The organism is Vibrio nereis NBRC 15637 (genome assembly GCF_001591105.1).
GTDB classification, from domain to species: Bacteria; Pseudomonadota; Gammaproteobacteria; order Enterobacterales; family Vibrionaceae; genus Vibrio; species Vibrio nereis.
Genome location: NZ_BCUD01000001.1, coordinates 189,828 through 208,959, shown reverse-complemented (window position 1 = coordinate 208,959; position 19,132 = coordinate 189,828). Strand labels below are relative to the sequence as shown.

The window sequence follows — 19,132 nt, the reverse complement described above, 5'->3', positions numbered from 1 at the left end:
TATGCTTAAAGGGTACTCATTGAGTGCCCTTTTTTGTTGTAACGGAGTCGATTTATGTCAGAACTTTTACCAGAAGAGAAACCCAAAGAAAGCCACTTTTTTGCCCACCTCGCCCGCATGAAGCTGATCCAACGCTGGCCACTCATGCGCTCCGTCTCCACTGAAAATATTTCTGAACACAGCTTACAAGTTGCCTTTGTTGCTCATGCATTAGCAGTGATTAAAAATAAAAAGTTTGACGGCAACCTGAACCCTGAGCGTATTGCTCTGCTTGGTATGTACCACGATACCAGTGAAGTGCTGACTGGCGACTTACCAACGCCCGTAAAATACTTTAACCCTGAAATTGCCAAAGAATACAAAAAAATCGAAGCCATCGCAGAGAAACGCCTGCTGTCTATGTTGCCGGAGGAGTTTCAGGAAGACTTTGCCCCTTACCTGGTTTCCCAATCTGTCCACCCAGAAGACGAGATCATCGTCAAACAAGCAGACACCATCTGCGCCTACCTAAAGTGCTTGGAAGAGTTAAGTGCTGGCAACCATGAATTTGCCTTGGCCAAAAAGCGCCTTGATGTCACCTTAAAAGAACGTAGCAGCCCAGAGATGGAGTACTTTCTCACCACTTTTGCGCCTAGCTTTGAATTATCGCTGGACGAAATCAGCTAATCGGTTGTACGGTAAGAAAAAACTCAGGAAACCTGTTTTATGACGTTCCATATCAGCGACTTATGGCAAGAACGCCATGATGATGAACACAAAATTCGTCGAGATGACCACCGCAGCCCGTATCAACGCGATCGTGCGCGTATTCTTCACTCCGCTGCGTTTCGTCGTTTGCAAGCGAAGACACAGGTTCATGGCAATAGCTTCGATGACTTTCACCGCACACGCTTGACTCATTCGCTCGAAGCCGCGCAACTGGGGACAGGCATTGTCGCGCAGATAAAAAAGAAACAGCCTGAGTTTCGCGATCTATTACCCAGCGACAGCCTGATTGACTCACTGTGTCTTGCGCATGATATCGGTCACCCGCCCTACGGCCATGGCGGGGAAGTCGCGCTCAACTATATGATGCGTGACCATGGCGGCTTTGAAGGCAATGCGCAGACCTTTCGCATTGTCACTAAGCTAGAGCCATACACAGAAAACTTTGGCATGAACTTGGCGCGCCGCACCTTACTGGGGCTGGTGAAGTACCCTGCTATGCTGAGCGAAACGCAAGCCGAGGTGATGCCTGACAGCGTTTCACACCAACGTAAGCTGCGTGCTCGCGAGTGGATGCCAGCCAAAGGCTTATATAACTGTGACCAAGATTTATTCGACTGGATGCTCGAACCACTCAGTGAAAATGACAAAGCACTGTTTAGCCAAATGCGTGACGAAAAGCTTGCACCGCATCAGCACAAAAAGACCCGTTATAAGTCTATCGACTGCTCGATCATGGAGCTTGCAGACGATATCGCGTATGGCGTGCATGATTTGGAAGATGCCTTGGTGCTTGGCATGGTCAATCGCCATCAGTGGATTGAAGGAGCGGCAAGCAAACTGGCAGAATGTGGCGACCCTTGGTTTGAAAAGCACATCGCTTCGATTACCGAAATGCTGTTCTCTGGTACCCATTTCCAGCGCAAAGACGCGATTGGCGGAATGGTTAACGCGCTGCTGACGAGTATTTCTATCAAGCCCGTCGACGCGCCATTCGAGTGCGAGTTGCTGGCATTCAATGCGTATCTTGAACCGACGATGGATAAAGCATTAGAGATATTGAAGCACTTCGTCAGCGAGTATGTGATTCAAGTGCCACACGTTCAGGTTGTCGAGTACAAAGGGCAACAGATCATCATGGATATCTTTGAAGCGTTAAGCGCCGATCCAGAAAGACTACTGCCAATACAAACTCGCCAGAAATGGCTCGAGCGCAAAGATGAAAGCGCGGGTTACCGAGTGATTGCCGACTACATCTCGTCAATGACTGACGGACACGCGCAACGACTGCACCAGCAGCTCTTTTCTTCTCATTAAACGTAACCGTCATTCCAGCAAGCAAGTTGGAATGACGGCATCTTACAAATGTTTTGCGTTACGCAGTCGCGACAAAGCCATCCAGCTTTTCACGCAACACACGCTTCTCCGCCTCACTGACAAAACTGGCGTTAATGGCGTTGCGCGTAAATAGCGCCAGCTCTTCTTGGCTTAACGCATGACATTCCGCCACCGCGAGGAAGTTATCGGTCATGTAACCGCCAAAATACGCTGGATCATCTGAGTTGATGGTGACGCACAAACCTCGGCGCAGCAGCTCAACAATATTGTGGTCACGCATTTCATCAAACACTTTCAGCTTGGTGTTCGACAACGGGCACACGGTCAACGGCATTTTGCTTTCGGCTAACAGGGCGACCAGTTGCTCGTCGTCAGCGCAGCGTACACCGTGGTCAATGCGAGACACATTAAGCAGCTCAAGGCTATTGTAAATATTGTTGACGGGCCCTTCTTCGCCAGCGTGCGCCACCGTTAGAAAGCCCTCGTCACGTGCTTTACTGAATACACGTTCAAACTTCTCTGGTGGATGGCCTAACTCAGACGAATCCAGCCCCACCCCAATAATCTTATCTTTATGTGGCAACGCCATCTCTAACACTTCAAACGCACTCTCTTCGTCTAAATGACGTAAAAAGCACATGATGATGCGGCTAGTGATACCCAATTGCTCAAGGCCGTCTTTCATTGCTCTGTCGATACCGGCAATCACAGTATCAAAGTGAATACCACGCGCGGTATGGGTTTGCGGGTCAAAAAAGATTTCCGTGTGGATCACGTTGTCTTGCTGGCATTTGAGTAAGTATGCCCACGTCAGGTCGTAGAAGTCTTGCTCTTCAATCAACACATTCGCACCTTGATAATAAATATCTAAAAACGACTGCAAGTTGGTAAATTCATACGCGGCTTTGACTTCTTGTGGCGAAGCAAAAGGCAGATCGATTTGATTACGCTGCGCGAGTTGGAACATCATTTCCGGCTCTAATGTGCCTTCGATGTGCAGATGAAGTTCAACTTTGGGTAGTTGATGAATAAAAGTAGCTTGGTTCACGCTTGTCTCCTCATTAGATGATTATGAACAAACGCTTTTCTCGAGATGAATTTGTGACATACAAAGAGAAAAGCGCAGTGCACTTAACTCTTCGTAATCTGGAGTTTACGGTTCCAGGTAGAGACTCCCACACCGTATCAGTGGGATTATACGAAGTACGTATGGCGGATACCCCAGCCAAACGTTTTCGGCGGCATTATATTCAGACAAGCTGCCCAGTGGCAACGATGCGCTTGAGATTAATTTTAGACGCTATTGTTATGACTGTAGATAATTCTTCTCAAAAACACCGGGTGGCATTTGTTTGATTTGAAACTCAATCATCTGATTAAACGACTCGATCAGCGGAGAAAAATCACGCTCAGGCTGCAATAGTGACAAGATGTGATACCCCGCCTCTACCGTCGATAAACTGTTGTCGCTCGGCGCTTTGCGAATCCGGTAATTGCCTTGCAGATCCTCTGGCAACTTGATTAACGGTAGAGAATGCAGGTTGCTCGATAGTTGCCACATTTTATAAGCTTTCTTCCAAGTTCCATCGAGCAAGATAACACGCACTTTTTCACCGTTATCAAGCTTGTCAGCCACTTGGTTATGAGTCAGTGCGCCTTCACCGGGGTAAAGGATAAAGTGGTGATATTGGCTATCGCTGAGCAGTTGATTGAGTTCATCATGTTCGCTGAAATTCTCTCCAACAAAACAGTGACTGTTGGCCAATGAGAGCTTTAAGATCCGCGCCGTTCCCATGGGTCTGTTTGTTTCACTCGGATGCTGTAAGATGACCAGCTCAACATTCGATGTTAGTCTTTGTATCCATTTACAAATACAAGCTTTTTGTGACTTTCCACATTGAGAACAGTATCGGGACATAGTGTGCGCTTATTTGTTTTGTTAATCGCTATCAGTTTGGTGTGCTTGGGGCTTCAGTTTGAGCCCATGCTTTCACTCGCTGAGTGGCATCGCCAATTGATTTTAGATGGTCAGTGGTGGCGGATCCTATCAGGAAACTTTACCCATACCAACTTTGCGCATTTTGGGATGAATCTTGCCGCACTGTGGGTGATCAGCTTTATCTTCAAACCATCGGCAAACACGCTGTTGTTGGTTTTATCTGTCCTTAGCCTAGTTGTAGGATTACTTAATTTCTTGAGTGACATGACAAGCTACGTTGGGCTTTCTGGCGTATTGCACGGGCTGTTCGCCAGTTTCGCGCTTAAAGAGGCTTTAGACGGCAGAAAAAGCAGTTGGCTATTAGTTATTGGCGTTATCGCTAAAGTCGCCTGGGAGCTAACTATGGGGGCATCTCAGTCCACCAGCGAATTGATCAATGCCCGTATTGCGGTGGAATCGCATTTATTTGGTGTTATCAGTGGGCTTCTATTTGCGGTGACTACACATTACGCGCCTCAACTCAAAACACTGAAAGCCCCTCATCGTTAATTTCAGTTGATGTTCCTACCCAAAGGGCGCAGAATGACGCCCTTTTCCCAGCAAACAAATTTGCTGGGAACAGTCCCCAATTCATACAGAGATCAATTTATGGGTTTTACCTCGTTAGGCCTTTCTGCCCCAATTCTTAAAGCCATTGAAGAACAGGTTTACGACAAACCATCTCCAATTCAGGAGCAAGCCATTCCAGCCGTATTAGAAGGCAAAGATGTGATGGCCGCAGCGCAGACAGGTACAGGTAAAACCGCAGGCTTTACGCTACCCATTCTTGAACGCCTAGATAACGGCACGCGAGTAAAAGGCAATCACGTTCGAGCGTTGATCCTAACCCCGACTCGTGAGCTTGCTGCTCAAGTGCAAGAGAACGTATTTAAGTACAGCCGTCACCAACGCCTGACATCTACCGTAGTATTTGGCGGCGTGAAGATTAACCCGCAAATGTTGAAGCTGCGTAAAGGTTGTGATGTTTTAGTCGCGACTCCAGGTCGTTTGTTGGATCTTTTTCAGCAAAACGCGGTTAAGTTCGACCAACTTGAAGTCTTGGTGTTAGATGAAGCCGACCGCATGCTCGACATGGGCTTTATTCGCGACATTCGTAAAATCCTCAACTTGCTGCCTGCTAAGCGTCAGAACCTGCTGTTCTCTGCCACATTCTCAGCGGAGATCCGCGAGTTGGCAAAAGGCTTGGTGAATGACCCTGTAGAAGTTTCAGTTAACCCTGAAAACTCAACGGCGGTTACGATTGAACAGTCGATTTACCCAGCCGACAAGCGTAAAAAAGCGCCAATGCTGGTTAAACTGATCAAAGACGGCGATTGGAAACAGGTACTGGTTTTCTGCCGCACCAAACACGGTGCGAACCGCTTGGCGTTCTTCTTAGAAAAAGAAGGCATCACTGCGGCACCGATTCACGGCAACAAAAGCCAAGGCGCTCGTACTCGCGCATTAGCCGATTTTAAATCCGGTGATGTTCGCGTATTGGTTGCTACCGATATCGCCGCGCGTGGTATCGATATTCCTCAGCTACCTCAAGTCGTCAACTTCGAGCTGCCGAACGTCGCAGAAGATTATGTACACCGAATTGGTCGTACTGGCCGTGCTGGTGAAGTCGGCCGCGCATTCTCTCTTGTTGAAGCAGACGAAGCTGGCGAGCTATTTGCGATTGAGCGTTTAATTCAACAAGTATTGCCTCGTTTAGAAATTGAAGGCTATAAACCAGTAAACGAGTTGCCAGAGTCCAAACTGGATACGCGCCCTATTAAGCCGAAAAAACCTAAGAAGCCGAAAAAGCCAAAAACAGGCCATGCTGATGGTCAACGCTCTGGCGATAACGCACGCGGCCATAAACCAGCTGGTAAGAACAAGCGTCACTTGGGTCCTAAACTAGGTGGAAATGGTGCAAGTAAACAAGGTGAAGGCAAAGCAGGTGCAGCGAAGAAAAAGCCAACTCGCAGACCTTCTAAACCAAAAGCACCACGAACCAATGCGCAAGCAAACTAATTCGTAATAAATAAAAAAAGCGCCCATCATCAGATGGGCGCTTTTTTATTATCTCAATCATTGAGGTAATTAAACAATCGGGCGCTGGCCGCGGTCGATCAGTTTCATCAGTACGTTGTCTGCGGCTTCGCCGGCAATGCCTGCCAGTTTAGACGCCAGTTTTTTCTTCTCAACGTAATGAATCGCCAATACGGTTTTGTCTTTACACGCTTCGACTACGATGTCATCTGAAGTTTTGATTTCATCGACTAAACCTAGCTCGTGTGCCTGAGTACCAAACCAGTGCTCGCCTGTCGCGACTTTATCCAAGTCCAGCTCTGGGCGGTGGTCACGGATAAAGTTCTTAAACAATCCGTGTGTTTCTTCCAACTCTTCTTTGAACTTCTCACGCGCTTTTTCGGTGTTTTCACCAAACATAGTTAGGGTACGTTTGTATTCGCCAGCAGTCAGCTGTTCAAATTCAATGTCATGCTTTTTCAGCAGTTTATTGAAGTTTGGTAGCTGCGCAATCACACCGATTGAACCAACAATCGCAAACGGTGCAGAGACAATTTTGTCTGCGATACATGCCATCATGTAACCGCCACTTGCCGCGACTTTATCCACCGCAATTGTCAAAGGAAGACCAGCGGCTTTGATGCGGTCTAGCTGAGAAGACGCCAAGCCGTAGCCGTGAACCATACCGCCGCCAGACTCAAGGCGCAGTAGCACTTCATCGCCTTCACGCGCGACCGCGAGAATAGCCGTCACTTCTTCACGTAGCGAAGCCACTTCTTTGGCATCGATACTGCCTTTGAAGTCCAGAACAAACAGGTGAGGCTCGCGCTGTGCGTCTAGGTCGCCCTCTTTCGACGCCTTTTTCACCTCTTTCTCACGCGCTTTGGCTTTTTCTTTCTCTTGTTTCTTCTCTGCTTTATCACGCGCTTTTAAGAACGCGTCGTCATGCAGGTGGTGCTCCAACTGATCAACGGTGTGTTTGTGTTGCTCAGTTAGGTTAGTAATTTCCAATTCACCTTTCGCGGCACCACTCTTTCCGCCCACAGCTTTAGCAATCACTAAGATCGCAATCACTGCGACTACAAAAGTCACAATCTTGGCTAAAAACAGCCCATAGTCCAACAAAAATTCCAATGTGATATCCCCTCATATGCGAATTAGTGTATTGTAACCACCTTGTCACGAAGACTTAAAGCAGAACATTACAAAAGGATACACATCGTGGAATATGCTGTTTCTTCAGATGCCCTGAAAGGTAAAGTTATTCTCGTTACCGGTGCTGGTGATGGTATTGGTAAACAAGCCGCAATCTCTTACGCGCAGCACGGTGCGACGGTTATTTTGCTCGGCCGCACAGTGAAAAAGCTGGAAGCAACCTACGACGAAATCGAAGCGGCTGGTTACCCACAACCAGCGATTATCCCTCTGGATATGAAAGGCGCAACTAAGCAGAATTACATCGACATGGTCGATACGATCGAAAGTCAGTTTGGTCGTCTTGATGGCGTACTTCACAACGCAGGTCTACTTGGTGTGCTTAGCCCATTTGATCAAATCGGCGAAGATACTTACGACGATATCATGCAAGTGAACGTTAAAGCTCAGTTCCTAATGACTCAAGCGGTGCTCCCTCTGCTACATAAGTCGGAAGACGCACGTATTGTCTTTACCTCATCAACCGTTGGTCACAGTGGCCGTGCTTATTGGGGTACTTACGCGATGTCTAAGTTTGCCACTGAAGGCATGATGCAGATCCTAGCGGATGAACTAAGCGACACTACGATCCGTGTTAACGCGATTAACCCAGGCGGTACGCGCACCAGTATGCGTGCAAAAGCTTACCCTGCTGAAGACGCAGAGCTACTGAAAACACCACTGGATATCATGCCACTTTACCTCTACTTGATGGCGCCAGAAGGCAAAGCCGTCAATGGTCAGTGCATCGACGCACAACCAAAATAATCGCCATACAATAAGATTATTTAGAATCAACGCCTTGTGAGCTAACTCTCAGCTGACAAGGCGTTTTTTTATCCGTCTGATATACCGATCTCTTGCCGTCGTTCTATAATAATTTATACTGTACATATATACAGGTATCTTGTTATGTATGAATTGATAGAACATCTTAGGCAGAAACAATGGCTTTGGCAGGGCAGCCAAACTCCTGAGTCAGAAGAGCACTACTCGACTGGCTACGATCTTCTCGATCGTAAATTACAGGGTGGCTTTCCAAAACATGGCGTAGTCGAGCTACAAACACCACAAGGTATTGGCGAGCTGCGCTTATTAACGCCGCACTTAAAGCACACCAGCAACGAGCGTTTGTCTGTTTTTATTCAACCTCCGGGCTACCTCTCTGCTGAACAGTTGTCAGCGGAAGGGCTCGATGCGAATAAGATCCTATTGATCTACCCCAAAACGGCGAAAGAAGCACTTTGGGCTGCCGAGCAATGCCTAAAAAGCGGCGCGTGCAGCAACGTATTGTTGTGGCAAGCCGACTTGGAAGTTCATCAGGCACGGCGCTTACAAGTCGCGAGTGAAACGGGGAATTGCCTCTCTTTCCTCTTCAAAGCAGAGCGAAAGAGTCTGTTTTCTTTACCTGTCAGTTTGAGCATGACACTACTGCCTCACGCCTTGGGAGTGGAAGTAACCATCACTAAACGCAAAGGCGGCTGGCCGCACGCCAGTTTTGTGCTCGATATGCGCGCGTTATGGCCATCTTTGACGCTACAGCAGCCCGATCCGGTTGTGATTCCTTTTCCGGCGCGTAAGCAAGGTTAAGCATGCAAGTTTGGATCTATCTTCACTTCCCTGCGTTACAGCTAGACGCGCTCTATTCTGACGAGTCCGATAAACCTTTGGCTATCGTCGAATCAACACGCTTTAAGGTGGTGCAGTGTAATACGCTGGCCGAGGAACAAGGGATTCAGCACGGTATGGGATTGGGCAGCGCCAGCGCCCTGTGCCACCAGCTTCAAGTTCACCCGTATGATGAGAAGATTGAACAACAAACGCTGCATGACATTGCCCAATGGCTGTATATGGTCACGTCTGATATCGCGTTGTTTCCACCTCAAGGCTTGCTGCTTAAAGCGACGGATATGTTGTCGTTATACGGCGGGTTAGAGACGTACTGGCAACGAGTCTCACGGCACTTAAATCAACTTGGTTTCCGCTATTTTTATTCGAGCGGCTTTTCCCCTTTTTCGGCCATGTTGCTGGCAAAGTCAGGACGAGCGTTACTCAGCCAAGATAAGACGCAAATCCGTAATACCATTAATCATTTCCCGTTGACCGCTACCGAGCTAGAAGACAAGCAAGTTGAAAAGCTGTCGCGTGTCGGAGTTAACACGCTACAGGACTTACTCAGCCTGCCGATGCAAGACATTGCGCGCCGCTTTGACATTGAACTGGTGAACTATGTAGGCCGCCTCTTGGGGCAATTTAAGCACCCGATTGAGTTTTATCATCCGCCGGAAAAATTCCACAGTTACTTAGAGCTGCTGTTTGATATCGAGAATATTCAGTGGTTAGAAAAACCGTTGACCAAACTGCTCGAAAAATTGGAGTTGTTTTTAACTCTGCGTAACCAAGTCGCTTATGAGTTAGAGCTCACCCTGCACCAACGAGATTATCCAGACGGCAAGATTCGTTTTACTTCTGCTTGTGGCGACTACTACGCCGAGCGCTGGCTGCGTCTATGCCAGTTGACGATGGAATCACTCAAACTGGATGCGCCTGTACACGGCTTGACGCTGAAGTTAATACGCGGTGGTGAATTGGAAGCCACCAGCCAAGATATATTTGCTGGTCATAGAGGTCAGCAAAGTGAGTTGGAATTGATTGGTTTATTGCAAGCCAAGCTAGGCAAAGACAGCGTACGAAAAGTGGCGTTAACTGGCGACCCAAGACCTGAAAAATCGACCTTACTTTGTCAGCCGGACTCTTGTCAGCTGGGAACGTCCATCCCAACCACGCCACAAGTGAAACGTCTGCGCCCGTTTATGATGCTGCCGACACCAGAACCTTTGGCCGAGCAAATCTCGATCATCCAAGGCCCAGAACGCTTTGTCACGGGCTGGTGGGACGGTGATGAAATGACGCGTGATTACTTTATCGCCCGCAGTCAAACAGGCCGCTGGCTTTGGGTATTCAGAAACCAGCAAAGGCAATGGTTTCTGCATGGGCTGTTCAGTTAGCGGAGCACAATAATGAAATACGCCGAACTGTTTTGTCAGACCAACTTTTCTTTTCTCAGCGGAGCATCGCACGCAGAGGAGTTGATCCTGCAAGCAGACTTTCTCCGCTATCACTCATTAGCGATTACCGATGAGTGCTCGGTCGCAGGCGTAGTTCGTGCCTATACCGCGATGAATCAACATCAATTAGCGATAAAGCTGATCATCGGCAGCATGTTCTGGCTCAATAAGGAGTGTCAGGTCGTGTTGCTTTGCCCAAACCGCGAAGCCTATGCCGAGTTATGCCGGATCATCACCAATGCCCGTAGACGCTCAGAAAAAGGCCAATATCAACTTTCTGAATGGGATTTGATGTCGGTAAAACATTGTTTGTTACTTTGGCTTCCGAGTGATAAACCCAGTGATAGAAAATGGGGACAATGGCTCTCACAGCACCATAATCACCGCCTATGGCTCGGCGTACAGCGCCATTTGGATGCCAAAGACAAAGCCTACTTACAGCATTGTGAGCGTCTTGCGCAGGAGCTTTCTCTGCCAATCACCGCATGTGGTGGCGTACTGATGCACACTGCCACGCGGCTACCTCTGCAACATGTGCTTACCGCAATTAAGCACGGCAACAGTGTTGACCACATGGGAGCCGACTTACTCACCAATACCGAACGCACGTTACGCAGTAAAGACAAACTCGCCAAGCTGTTTAAGCCGGAGTGGCTCGACGAAAGCGTGCGTATCGCTGAGCGCTGCCAATTCTGTTTGAGTGAGCTGAAATATGAATACCCAAGCGAGTTAGTCCCAGACGGTGAAACGCCGATGAGTTACCTGCGCAAGCTCGTAGAAAAAGGCAAAGCGATTCGTTTTCCCGAAGGAACGACCGCCCAGATAGAAGAAACGATTAATAAAGAACTTGAGCTTATTGAAGAGCTGAATTACCCGTTTTACTTTTTGACCATTCACGACATTGTGATGTTCGCCAAGCGAAACCGGATTCTCTACCAAGGACGTGGCTCTGCGGCGAACTCTGTGGTTTGTTACTGTCTTGAGATTACCGCTGTCGACCCACGACAGATCTCGGTGTTGTTTGAACGTTTCATCAGTAAAGAGCGCGATGAGCCACCGGATATTGATGTCGACTTCGAGCACGAACGCCGCGAAGAAGTGATTCAGTACATCTACCAAAAATACGGTCGTGAACGCGCCGCATTGGCTGCGACCGTGATCTCGTATCGCTTTAAAAGCGCGGTACGCGATGTCGGCAAAGCGCTGGGGATAGAAGAGAGCCAACTCGATTACTTTATTAAAAACGTGAACCGCCGTGACCGTTCTCTCGGCTGGCAAGCACAGATTACCGAGCTTGGCTTAGAGCCATCTTCGATGAAGGGCGAGCAGTTTATTTCACTGGTTAACGAAATACTCGGCTTTCCACGTCACCTTTCCCAGCATGTGGGTGGCTTTGTCATTGCCGCTGGGCCACTCTATGAACTAGTGCCCGTCGAGAACGCCGCGATGGTAGATCGAACTGTCATCCAATGGGATAAAGACGATTTAGAGAGCTTAAAACTGCTCAAGGTTGATGTCTTGGCGCTCGGCATGCTGACCGCTATTCGTAAGTGCTTTGACTTGGTCAAACGACTGCATCACACCGAATTATCCATTGCGGAAGTTACCCGCAAGCAGGATGACAAAGACGTATACGGCATGATTCAGAAAGCCGATACCATCGGAGTGTTTCAGATTGAATCGCGCGCACAAATGAGCATGTTGCCACGGCTAAAGCCCAAAACGTACTACGACTTGGTGGTGCAAATTGCGATAGTCCGTCCCGGCCCAATCCAAGGCGATATGGTGCATCCCTTTTTAAAACGCCGTGATGGTATCGAGCCCGTCACCTACCCTTCTAAAGAAGTTGAAGAGGTGCTTGAACGCACCATGGGCGTACCTATTTTTCAGGAACAGGTGATCAAACTGGCGATGGTCGCCGCAGGTTTTAGCGGCGGCGAAGCAGACCAACTACGCCGCGCCATGGCCTCATGGAAGAAAACCGGAGACTTGGTCAAATTTAAGAACAAGCTGATCGATGGCATGCTCAGCCGTGGCTACGAACAAGAGTTTGCCGAGCGGATTTTTGACCAAATTATGGGCTTCGGCGAATACGGCTTTCCTGAGAGTCATTCCGCTTCTTTTGCGGTTCTGGCTTATTGCTCAGCATGGCTGAAATACTATTATCCTGAAGCCTTTTACGCCTCACTGCTTAACAGCTTACCTATGGGGTTTTATAGCGCTTCACAGTTAGTGCAAGACGCCCGCCGACACAATGTGTTAATACTGCCCGTTTGCGTGAACCAGTCTTTACACGATCATCAGGTGATGCGATGCGGGCAACAGCTCGCGATTCGTCTTGGCTTTAGACAAGTCAAAGGCTTTAGCCCCGACAGTAGCCGACAACTGATAAAAGCCCGCGCGAACAAAGGGTTCAGTCATCCCTCACAACTGAAACATATTGGCCTGAGCCGCCGTGATATTGAACTGCTCGCTTCCGCTGATGCGATGCAATCTATCGCCAATAACCGCTACCAAACTCGCTGGTCGATGATGGATTCGTTATCCGATTTGCCGTTATTCAGTCAGGTAGAAGAGCCGGAACCTTATACGGTGCAAGCGCCGTCAGACGTTCAGACCTTATTGGAAGACTACGCCGCAACGGGACTCTCTTTAAATCAGCACCCGATCACTTTGCTCGACCAAGCAGGCCAACTCGGCCGTTTTTGCCGTATGCAAGAACTGGTAGAAAAACCGCACCAATCGTTGGTAACGGTAGTTGGTGTCGTCACAGGTAAACAAGCACCAGGCACCGCCGCAGGTGTAACGTTTTTTACCCTTGAAGATGACACCGGCAATATCAATGTGGTGGTGTGGCAAGCCACCGCCAGAGCGCAAAAGCAAGCCTATTTGACGGCTAAAGTGCTCATGGTGAAAGGCATTTTAGAACGCGAAGGCGAAGTCACACACATTATCGCCGGACGGCTAATTGATATGACAGAGAAGCTGCAAGGACTACAGAGCAAATCGCGGGATTTTCATTAATCCATGGTGGTTTAATTATCCGCGATTCAAGCTAAGTTGATTCGTTTAATCGAACAAGAAAAAGTGACCTAAAAGATACTGGTTCGAGCGCTTTCGTTATAGCTGAACCATGCCGCACTTATTCATCGTCTATTGGTACAGCCAACCAAATAACGATGAAGAGCGGGATCCCACCGCTCGCTATCAAGTAAACCTGCGCCGCATCGCTAATATTAAAGATTGACGTCACCTTCATCGAAAGGGATGCCAAAGAGAATAAGTAAAGGCATAGAGTAAAACAAAATAATCCTTTATCTCTTGAAGTCACTTTATTTTTCATCTTTTGGAAAAAAGATACAGAGTGTAAATTCATCAATACTAAAGAAAATATGTATGCAAAAACCCAAAAAAGCATTACAAGTCCTTTATATCCAGTAAACCACGGTGAGTAAATGCCTTTTTGCTTGGTTCACTTCCGCACCACTCATCATCTTTATCATGCTGACTAACAAACCAAAGGGAGCCTTAGCTCCCTTTGGTTTACTTGTTACTTCTTCAGGACTTCTCTTAAACGATCCTGAGCGACTTCGACCAATAGATCCGGCTGGAACTTAGAGATAAATCGGTCACAGCCGACTTTCTTCACCATGGCTTCGTTGAAGCTGCCGCTTAACGAGGTGTTTAGCGTGATAAACAAATCTTTCATGCGCGGATCGTTGCGCACTTCATGGGTCAGCTTATAGCCGTCCATCTCTGGCATTTCCGCGTCGGTGATCATCATCAGCAATTCATTGGCGACATCTTTCCCATTATCACACCAGGTTTGCAGCGTGCGGTATGCTTCCAGACCATCACGACATTCAATAATGTTCAAACCAAGCTGAGACAAAGTACCTTTGATCTGAGAGCGTGCGGTTGAAGAATCATCGACAATCAGTACATTGCGACCAACCATTTGTGCAGCAAGCTCTTCATCAAGCACACCTTCCGAAATAGAAACGTCGTAATCAATGATTTCCGCTAGAACCTTTTCAACGTCGATAATCTCAACAATTTCTTGTTTTTCGCCGTCTGTCATTCGGGTTATTGCCGTCAGGTAGGTAGCGCGCCCTGCCGTTTTAGGCGGTGGCTGAATTTCCGTCCACGCCGTGTTGACGATATTGCGCACTTGACCAACCAAAAAGCCCTGAACGGTACGGTTATATTCGGTAATAATTAGGTTTTGCTCTTGGTTTTCTAGGCGAGATGGAGGAAAACCGATGGCACTGCGCAAATCAATCACTGGCACTGAGATACCACGTAATGAAGCTACGCCTTTAATATTATGGTGCGAGCCTGGCATCTTGGTCAGAGGTGGGACTTTAATAACCTCGCGTACCTTAAATACGTTGATAGCAAAGACTTGTCTGCTGTTCAGACTAAAAAGCAACAATTCTAAGCGGTTCTCACCTACCAGATTCGTGCGTTGATCGACGGTATTTAAAACTCCGGACATACTGCTTCTCTACCAATGGGTTATAAACTGGTTTAGCTTAATCAAAGACTAAAATAAAAACTAATACCAAAGACAATAAATTTTATCTGGATCCTTTGAAGATGCTGAATTAGAGAGGATCTCAACAAAATTCGAACACGATAAGTTAGGAGCGATAAAATTATCAATATCATATTGGTGTTGCATAGTACCAATATGATATTGAAATCGCTACGTAGAAAAGACTGATTAGAGAGTAAGTTAGCCTTCAATGACTTTCATCAATAACAGGCCGTCATACAAGGCTTGTTTAATCAACGCCGCGCCCGGCATCGTTGCTTGTTTATAGAATCGAGATTCCACCAACTCAAGATCTTGGTGGTATACAGGTAAGCTTTGCTCTTCAATGCACTTCTGAATCGCAGGATAAAGCACTTCTTTAGCCTGGTTGATTGCACCGCCGATTAAGATTTTCTCTGGGTTAAACAGGTTAATGACAATAGAAATCGCAGAGCCTAAGTAACGACCAAGCTTTTCTACCACATCAACCGCAAGTGGATCACCATTCTCCGCCGCTTCACAAATGTCTTCTACCGATACCTCTTCTATTTCAGATAACGATGAGGCTTCGCCGTTGGCAATACGCTCTGTCACTTCATCACGGATAGCCTGGGAACTGGCCACCGTTTCAAGACAACCTCGATTACCGCAGTGACACTGTTTACCGTTCGGGTCAATCTGGATATGACCAAGCTCACCGATGTTACCGTGGCGGCCTTGAAGCACACGACCATCGAGGACAATGCCGGCCCCTAGACCATGGTGAATAGAGATAAGAACCGAGTTTTCGTTCTCTTTCGAGTGACCAAACAGCTTTTCAGCCAAAGCCCAAGCACGAGTATCGTTGGCAATAAACACCGGAAGCCCTGTCGCTTTGAAGATCTCGGGCCCAATCGCTAAGTTCTCCACATTATAGTGTGGCATCTGTAGAACAATACCCTGCTCTGAGTTCACTAAACCAGGCAGCGTGAGTGCGATGCTCGTTACGCGGTCAAGTTGGTCTGCGTATGTTTGGAAAAACTCTTCAATCTCGTGTAGCAGTCTAGCCAACACGTCCTCTTGATCAATCTCGTGGATATCAATTTTGGTATCGATCAGTACATCACCGCCCAACTCATGGAGGGCGATGGTCAAGTAGCCGCGACCTAAACGCATTGAAAGAAACTGCCAGCCTTCGTTATTCACTTGCAACCCAACAGCTGGACGGCCACGACTGGTGGCTTCCTGAACCGTGGTTTCATGAATTAAGTGCGCTTCAATCAGTTCACGAGTGATTTTGGTAATACTCGCTGGTGCAAGTTCACTCTCTTTGGACAAATCAATGCGAGAAATAGGGCCTTTTTGATCAATGAGTTTATATACACGGCCAGCATTGACCTGCTTGATATGATCAATATGGCCAGGTTGAGCCATGTACATAGGATGCTCCGAATATCAACAACCGACTAATTTTTTTACTTTGCGAAGTAATTGTGAAGAGATTTGATACGTAGCCGTGACAAGTGTCACGTATAAACATAATTCTTTGTGTACTTCATCAAATCGCGCCGCCTTTGTCACATTTACTACTCTATTTTTTTGCATAAATAAATATGTATTTTGTTCCCCAGACTAAACTAGTTACTAACCAAGAAGTGTCAGATCAAGGAGATCAGAATGACCTCATCTCAAAGAAGAACAAAAATTGTCTCTACGTTAGGGCCGTCGACCGATAAACCTGGCGTTCTTGAAGCCATGATCGAAGCAGGTGTTAATGTGGTTCGGATGAACTTCTCACATGGAAAAGCAGAAGATCACCGTCAAAGAGCGACTCGTGTTCGTAATATCGCCGCTAAATTAGGTACACATGTCGCCATTTTAGGTGACTTGCAAGGGCCTAAGATACGAGTGTCTACCTTTGAAAATGACAAAGTAGAACTGAACGTTGGCGACAATTTTATGCTAGATAGCGCGCTGGAGCCAGGAAAAGGCACAAAAGATTCTGTTGGGCTTGATTACAAAGCGTTGCCGCAGGATGTTTCCAGCGGCGATATTCTCCTTCTTGATGATGGTCGAGTGCAACTTAAAGTCGTTGGCGTTAGTGGTACAGAAGTGAGAACCAAAGTTCTGATTGGTGGGGCATTATCGAACAACAAAGGCATCAACAAAAAAGGGGGTGGCCTCTCTGCAGATGCCCTAACAGAAAAAGATAAAAACGACATTAAGCTGGCCGCAGAGTTACAAGTGGACTATCTCGCCGTCTCCTTCCCTCGCAACGGTGAGGATATGAAATATGCTCGACGACTCGCGAGAGACGCAGGGCTAGAAGCGCGTATGGTTGCCAAAGTAGAGCGCGCAGAAACCGTTGCCAGCGAAGAAAACATCGATGACATCATCTTAGCGTCAGACACGGTTATGGTTGCGCGTGGGGACCTTGGGGTAGAAATTGGTGACGCGGAACTGGTTGGTGTGCAAAAGCAGTTAATCCGACGAGCAAGAAGCTTGAATAGAACGGTCATCACTGCCACGCAAATGATGGAGTCGATGATTGAAAATCCAATGCCAACTCGAGCGGAGGTCATGGATGTAGCCAACGCGGTCTTGGACGGCACAGACGCCGTGATGCTATCAGGTGAGACAGCGGCAGGTAAATACCCAGTGGAAACCGTTCGCTCCATGGGAGAAGTCTGCCTCGGCGCTGAAAAAATGGCCGCGATTAATCGCTCTGGCTACCGTATGGATTCAATATTTGAAAACAGCGAGGAGACCATTGCGATGTCCACCATGTACGCTGCCAACCACATGCGAGGCATCAAAGGTATTATTACTTTGACCGAGTCAGGCCGAACGGCGCTTATGACATCACGTTTGAGCTCAGGCTTGCCGATTTTTGCACTGTCACGCAATGAAGGGACACTCAATCAATCCGCGCTCTATCGTGGGGTGTTTCCGGTTTATTTCGACACTAAAGCGGCAACGGGACTAGAGACAGCACAGGCGGCAGTAGAAACACTAAAACAGCGCGGACTCCTCAACGATGGTGACCTGGTCATTATTACTCAAGGGGATGTCATGGATGTTATAGGGGCAACCAACTGTATGAGAATATTATCGGCGTAAGATTAACGCCAGGTAGATAATATTGACGATAGGGAGCCAACGCTCCCTATTTAACAAAGTGAATTACATTAGGAACATTAGAGGCGTACATATCGACAAAACGGTATCCCGCATCAAGCCCGACTTGGTAGTCATGCAGTAAGTCTTCTTTTTCGCTCATAAGAGAGGTCGAGCGAAGTGGCTTATCTGGTTTAATCTGAACGATAAAGCAATCGTCTGGCGGAGAATGTAAAAAGTTCTGCGTTAAAGCATAAGTTTGATAGTGAACCATCAGCATATCGGCTAATCCCGCATCAAACTTTTCCCCCAAGAGATGGCTTAAGCGATAGATATCATCTGCACCAAACAGCCAACGCCCACCGTTTAATGATTCCAAATTATGGTGATTCGCTTTTTGATGCTTCGCTTGTGCAACTTTCTCGTTAAAAAATGAGTTCCAGTCATTCTTCCATTGCGATAATTTGATTTGCCACTGATCTTGAATGGAGTTAAATGAATCACGAAACCACTCCACATGGTCTTCTTGCGGAACAGGTTCTTCTTCTGGCAATAGATCCTCCCCTTCCGTTCTAATCACCACAATACAGCGCGCTGTCTTTCGCCAGGCTTCCTGCACTGGTATCGACGCGGAGACTCCCCCATCAATATATGTCCCGTGGTCAAATTCAATGGCTTGGTGATACAACCTCGGGATCGCACAACTTGCGATCAGCACTTTTTTCCAGTCATCCGACAACATAGGCAAATAGTGATCCATTAAGCGTTTAGTATCTGTCACCGCTGCATACGCTTCACGGTTGCCTAAAACGCGCCGCCCAAGGTCAATATCTAATCGGTATGGATAATCTGTAATTTTGTCCATAGCCCAATCTAACCCCAAAAACTGTCGGCGACGGATGTAACTGAACAAATGGAAAAACTCGGATGATGTCGTGAGTTCTAATATGAAGGATTTACCAATACCGCGCTGGCGGCAAAGGAAGGCACTGAGGTTGAGCGCGCCCGCAGATGTACCATAGAAAGCGTCAAAGGGGTCGAAGTCTGAAAGAATGAAGGCATCCAGTACACCTGCTGTAAATATCCCTCTTTGCCCGCCTCCCTGAGCTACTAAGGCATGTTTACCGCCAGTGTACTTTTTGAATCTATCGATATCTACCTGCACAGCGGTGTTGGTCACAGCACCACTGTTTGTCATGT

At 47.5% G+C, this 19,132-nt stretch carries 15 protein-coding genes and 1 riboswitch; of the genes, 9 read left to right on the top strand and 6 right to left on the bottom strand.

Annotation, left to right across the window (positions count from 1 at the left end; all coding sequences use genetic code 11):
• Positions 1-54 precede the first annotated feature (54 nt).
• Positions 55-666, top strand: a complete 612-nt coding sequence (gene yfbR, locus VNE01S_RS00950; RefSeq protein ID WP_053395717.1) for a 5'-deoxynucleotidase — start codon at positions 55-57, stop codon at positions 664-666.
• A 39-nt stretch (positions 667-705) separates the two neighbouring features.
• Complete coding sequence (locus VNE01S_RS00945) at positions 706-2,022, top strand: anti-phage deoxyguanosine triphosphatase (RefSeq protein WP_053395718.1); 1,317 nt, start codon at positions 706-708, stop codon at positions 2,020-2,022.
• A 58-nt stretch (positions 2,023-2,080) separates the two neighbouring features.
• Here VNE01S_RS00945 and VNE01S_RS00940 read toward each other — a convergent pair whose 3' ends face one another.
• Positions 2,081-3,091, bottom strand: a complete 1,011-nt coding sequence (locus tag VNE01S_RS00940) for an adenosine deaminase (RefSeq protein ID WP_053395719.1) — start codon at positions 3,089-3,091, stop codon at positions 2,081-2,083.
• Between the two features lie 74 nt (positions 3,092-3,165).
• A riboswitch (purine riboswitch) is annotated at positions 3,166-3,265 on the bottom strand.
• An 84-nt stretch (positions 3,266-3,349) separates the two neighbouring features.
• A complete protein-coding gene (locus VNE01S_RS00935; protein ID WP_053395720.1) occupies positions 3,350-3,961 on the bottom strand; it encodes a tRNA-uridine aminocarboxypropyltransferase in 612 nt (203 codons plus the stop codon).
• Between the two features lie 3 nt (positions 3,962-3,964).
• Here VNE01S_RS00935 and rrtA point away from each other — a divergent pair, with 3 nt between their 5' ends.
• Together rrtA and VNE01S_RS00925 are read left to right on the top strand one after the other, a co-directional pair.
• Complete coding sequence (gene rrtA, locus VNE01S_RS00930; RefSeq protein WP_053395721.1) at positions 3,965-4,531, top strand: rhombosortase; 567 nt, start codon at positions 3,965-3,967, stop codon at positions 4,529-4,531.
• Between the two features lie 99 nt (positions 4,532-4,630).
• The gene (locus VNE01S_RS00925) at positions 4,631-6,040 is read left to right on the top strand and encodes a DEAD/DEAH box helicase (protein ID WP_053395722.1); all 1,410 of its coding nucleotides are present in this window, start codon (positions 4,631-4,633) and stop codon (positions 6,038-6,040) included.
• A gap of 69 nt (positions 6,041-6,109) precedes the next feature.
• Here VNE01S_RS00925 and sohB read toward each other — a convergent pair whose 3' ends face one another.
• Positions 6,110-7,171 (bottom strand): protease SohB, encoded by a 1,062-nt coding sequence (gene sohB, locus VNE01S_RS00920; protein WP_053395723.1) that lies wholly within the window; start codon positions 7,169-7,171, stop codon positions 6,110-6,112.
• An 87-nt stretch (positions 7,172-7,258) separates the two neighbouring features.
• Here sohB and VNE01S_RS00915 point away from each other — a divergent pair, with 87 nt between their 5' ends.
• From VNE01S_RS00915 to VNE01S_RS00900, 4 genes are all read left to right on the top strand, one after another.
• Positions 7,259-7,999 carry a YciK family oxidoreductase gene (locus VNE01S_RS00915; protein WP_053395724.1) on the top strand — a complete coding sequence of 247 codons (741 nt, stop codon included), beginning with the start codon at positions 7,259-7,261 and terminating at the stop codon, positions 7,997-7,999.
• A 144-nt stretch (positions 8,000-8,143) separates the two neighbouring features.
• Positions 8,144-8,821, top strand: a complete 678-nt coding sequence (imuA, locus tag VNE01S_RS00910) for a translesion DNA synthesis-associated protein ImuA (protein WP_053395725.1) — start codon at positions 8,144-8,146, stop codon at positions 8,819-8,821.
• A 2-nt stretch (positions 8,822-8,823) separates the two neighbouring features.
• A complete protein-coding gene (locus VNE01S_RS00905; protein ID WP_053395726.1) occupies positions 8,824-10,239 on the top strand; it encodes a Y-family DNA polymerase in 1,416 nt (471 codons plus the stop codon).
• 12 nt (positions 10,240-10,251) lie between these two features.
• Entirely contained in the window at positions 10,252-13,323 is a 3,072-nt protein-coding gene (locus tag VNE01S_RS00900) for an error-prone DNA polymerase (protein WP_053395727.1), read from the top strand.
• 526 nt (positions 13,324-13,849) lie between these two features.
• On the opposite strand, the gene VNE01S_RS00890 is transcribed toward VNE01S_RS00900, so the two are convergent.
• Complete coding sequence (locus VNE01S_RS00890) at positions 13,850-14,797, bottom strand: chemotaxis protein CheV (RefSeq protein WP_053395729.1); 948 nt, start codon at positions 14,795-14,797, stop codon at positions 13,850-13,852.
• A 240-nt stretch (positions 14,798-15,037) separates the two neighbouring features.
• Positions 15,038-16,255, bottom strand: coding sequence for a sugar metabolism global transcriptional regulator Mlc (mlc, locus tag VNE01S_RS00885; RefSeq protein WP_053395730.1), 1,218 nt, complete (start codon positions 16,253-16,255; stop codon positions 15,038-15,040).
• A gap of 237 nt (positions 16,256-16,492) precedes the next feature.
• Between mlc and pyk the strand changes: the two genes are divergently transcribed.
• Positions 16,493-17,935, top strand: coding sequence for a pyruvate kinase (pyk, locus tag VNE01S_RS00880; RefSeq protein WP_053395731.1), 1,443 nt, complete (start codon positions 16,493-16,495; stop codon positions 17,933-17,935).
• Positions 17,936-17,981: 46 nt separating this feature from the next.
• Here the strand turns inward: pyk and VNE01S_RS00875 are convergent, their stop codons facing one another.
• Positions 17,982-19,130: a patatin-like phospholipase family protein gene (locus VNE01S_RS00875; protein WP_053395732.1), complete on the bottom strand. Its 1,149-nt coding sequence runs from the start codon at positions 19,128-19,130 to the stop codon at positions 17,982-17,984.
• Positions 19,131-19,132: the final 2 nt, after the last annotated feature.

Coding starts and splice junctions, on each gene's coding strand:
- yfbR (WP_053395717.1), top strand. CDS start 55: ATGTCAGAACTTTTACCAGAAGAGAAACCCAAAGAAAGCCACTTTTTT.
- VNE01S_RS00945 (WP_053395718.1), top strand. CDS start 706: ATGACGTTCCATATCAGCGACTTATGGCAAGAACGCCATGATGATGAA.
- VNE01S_RS00935 (WP_053395720.1), bottom strand. CDS start 3,961: ATGTCCCGATACTGTTCTCAATGTGGAAAGTCACAAAAAGCTTGTATT.
- VNE01S_RS00925 (WP_053395722.1), top strand. CDS start 4,631: ATGGGTTTTACCTCGTTAGGCCTTTCTGCCCCAATTCTTAAAGCCATT.
- imuA (WP_053395725.1), top strand. CDS start 8,144: ATGTATGAATTGATAGAACATCTTAGGCAGAAACAATGGCTTTGGCAG.
- VNE01S_RS00905 (WP_053395726.1), top strand. CDS start 8,824: ATGCAAGTTTGGATCTATCTTCACTTCCCTGCGTTACAGCTAGACGCG.
- VNE01S_RS00900 (WP_053395727.1), top strand. CDS start 10,252: ATGAAATACGCCGAACTGTTTTGTCAGACCAACTTTTCTTTTCTCAGC.
- VNE01S_RS00890 (WP_053395729.1), bottom strand. CDS start 14,797: ATGTCCGGAGTTTTAAATACCGTCGATCAACGCACGAATCTGGTAGGT.
- mlc (WP_053395730.1), bottom strand. CDS start 16,255: ATGTACATGGCTCAACCTGGCCATATTGATCATATCAAGCAGGTCAAT.
- pyk (WP_053395731.1), top strand. CDS start 16,493: ATGACCTCATCTCAAAGAAGAACAAAAATTGTCTCTACGTTAGGGCCG.
- VNE01S_RS00875 (WP_053395732.1), bottom strand. CDS start 19,130: ATGACAAACAGTGGTGCTGTGACCAACACCGCTGTGCAGGTAGATATC.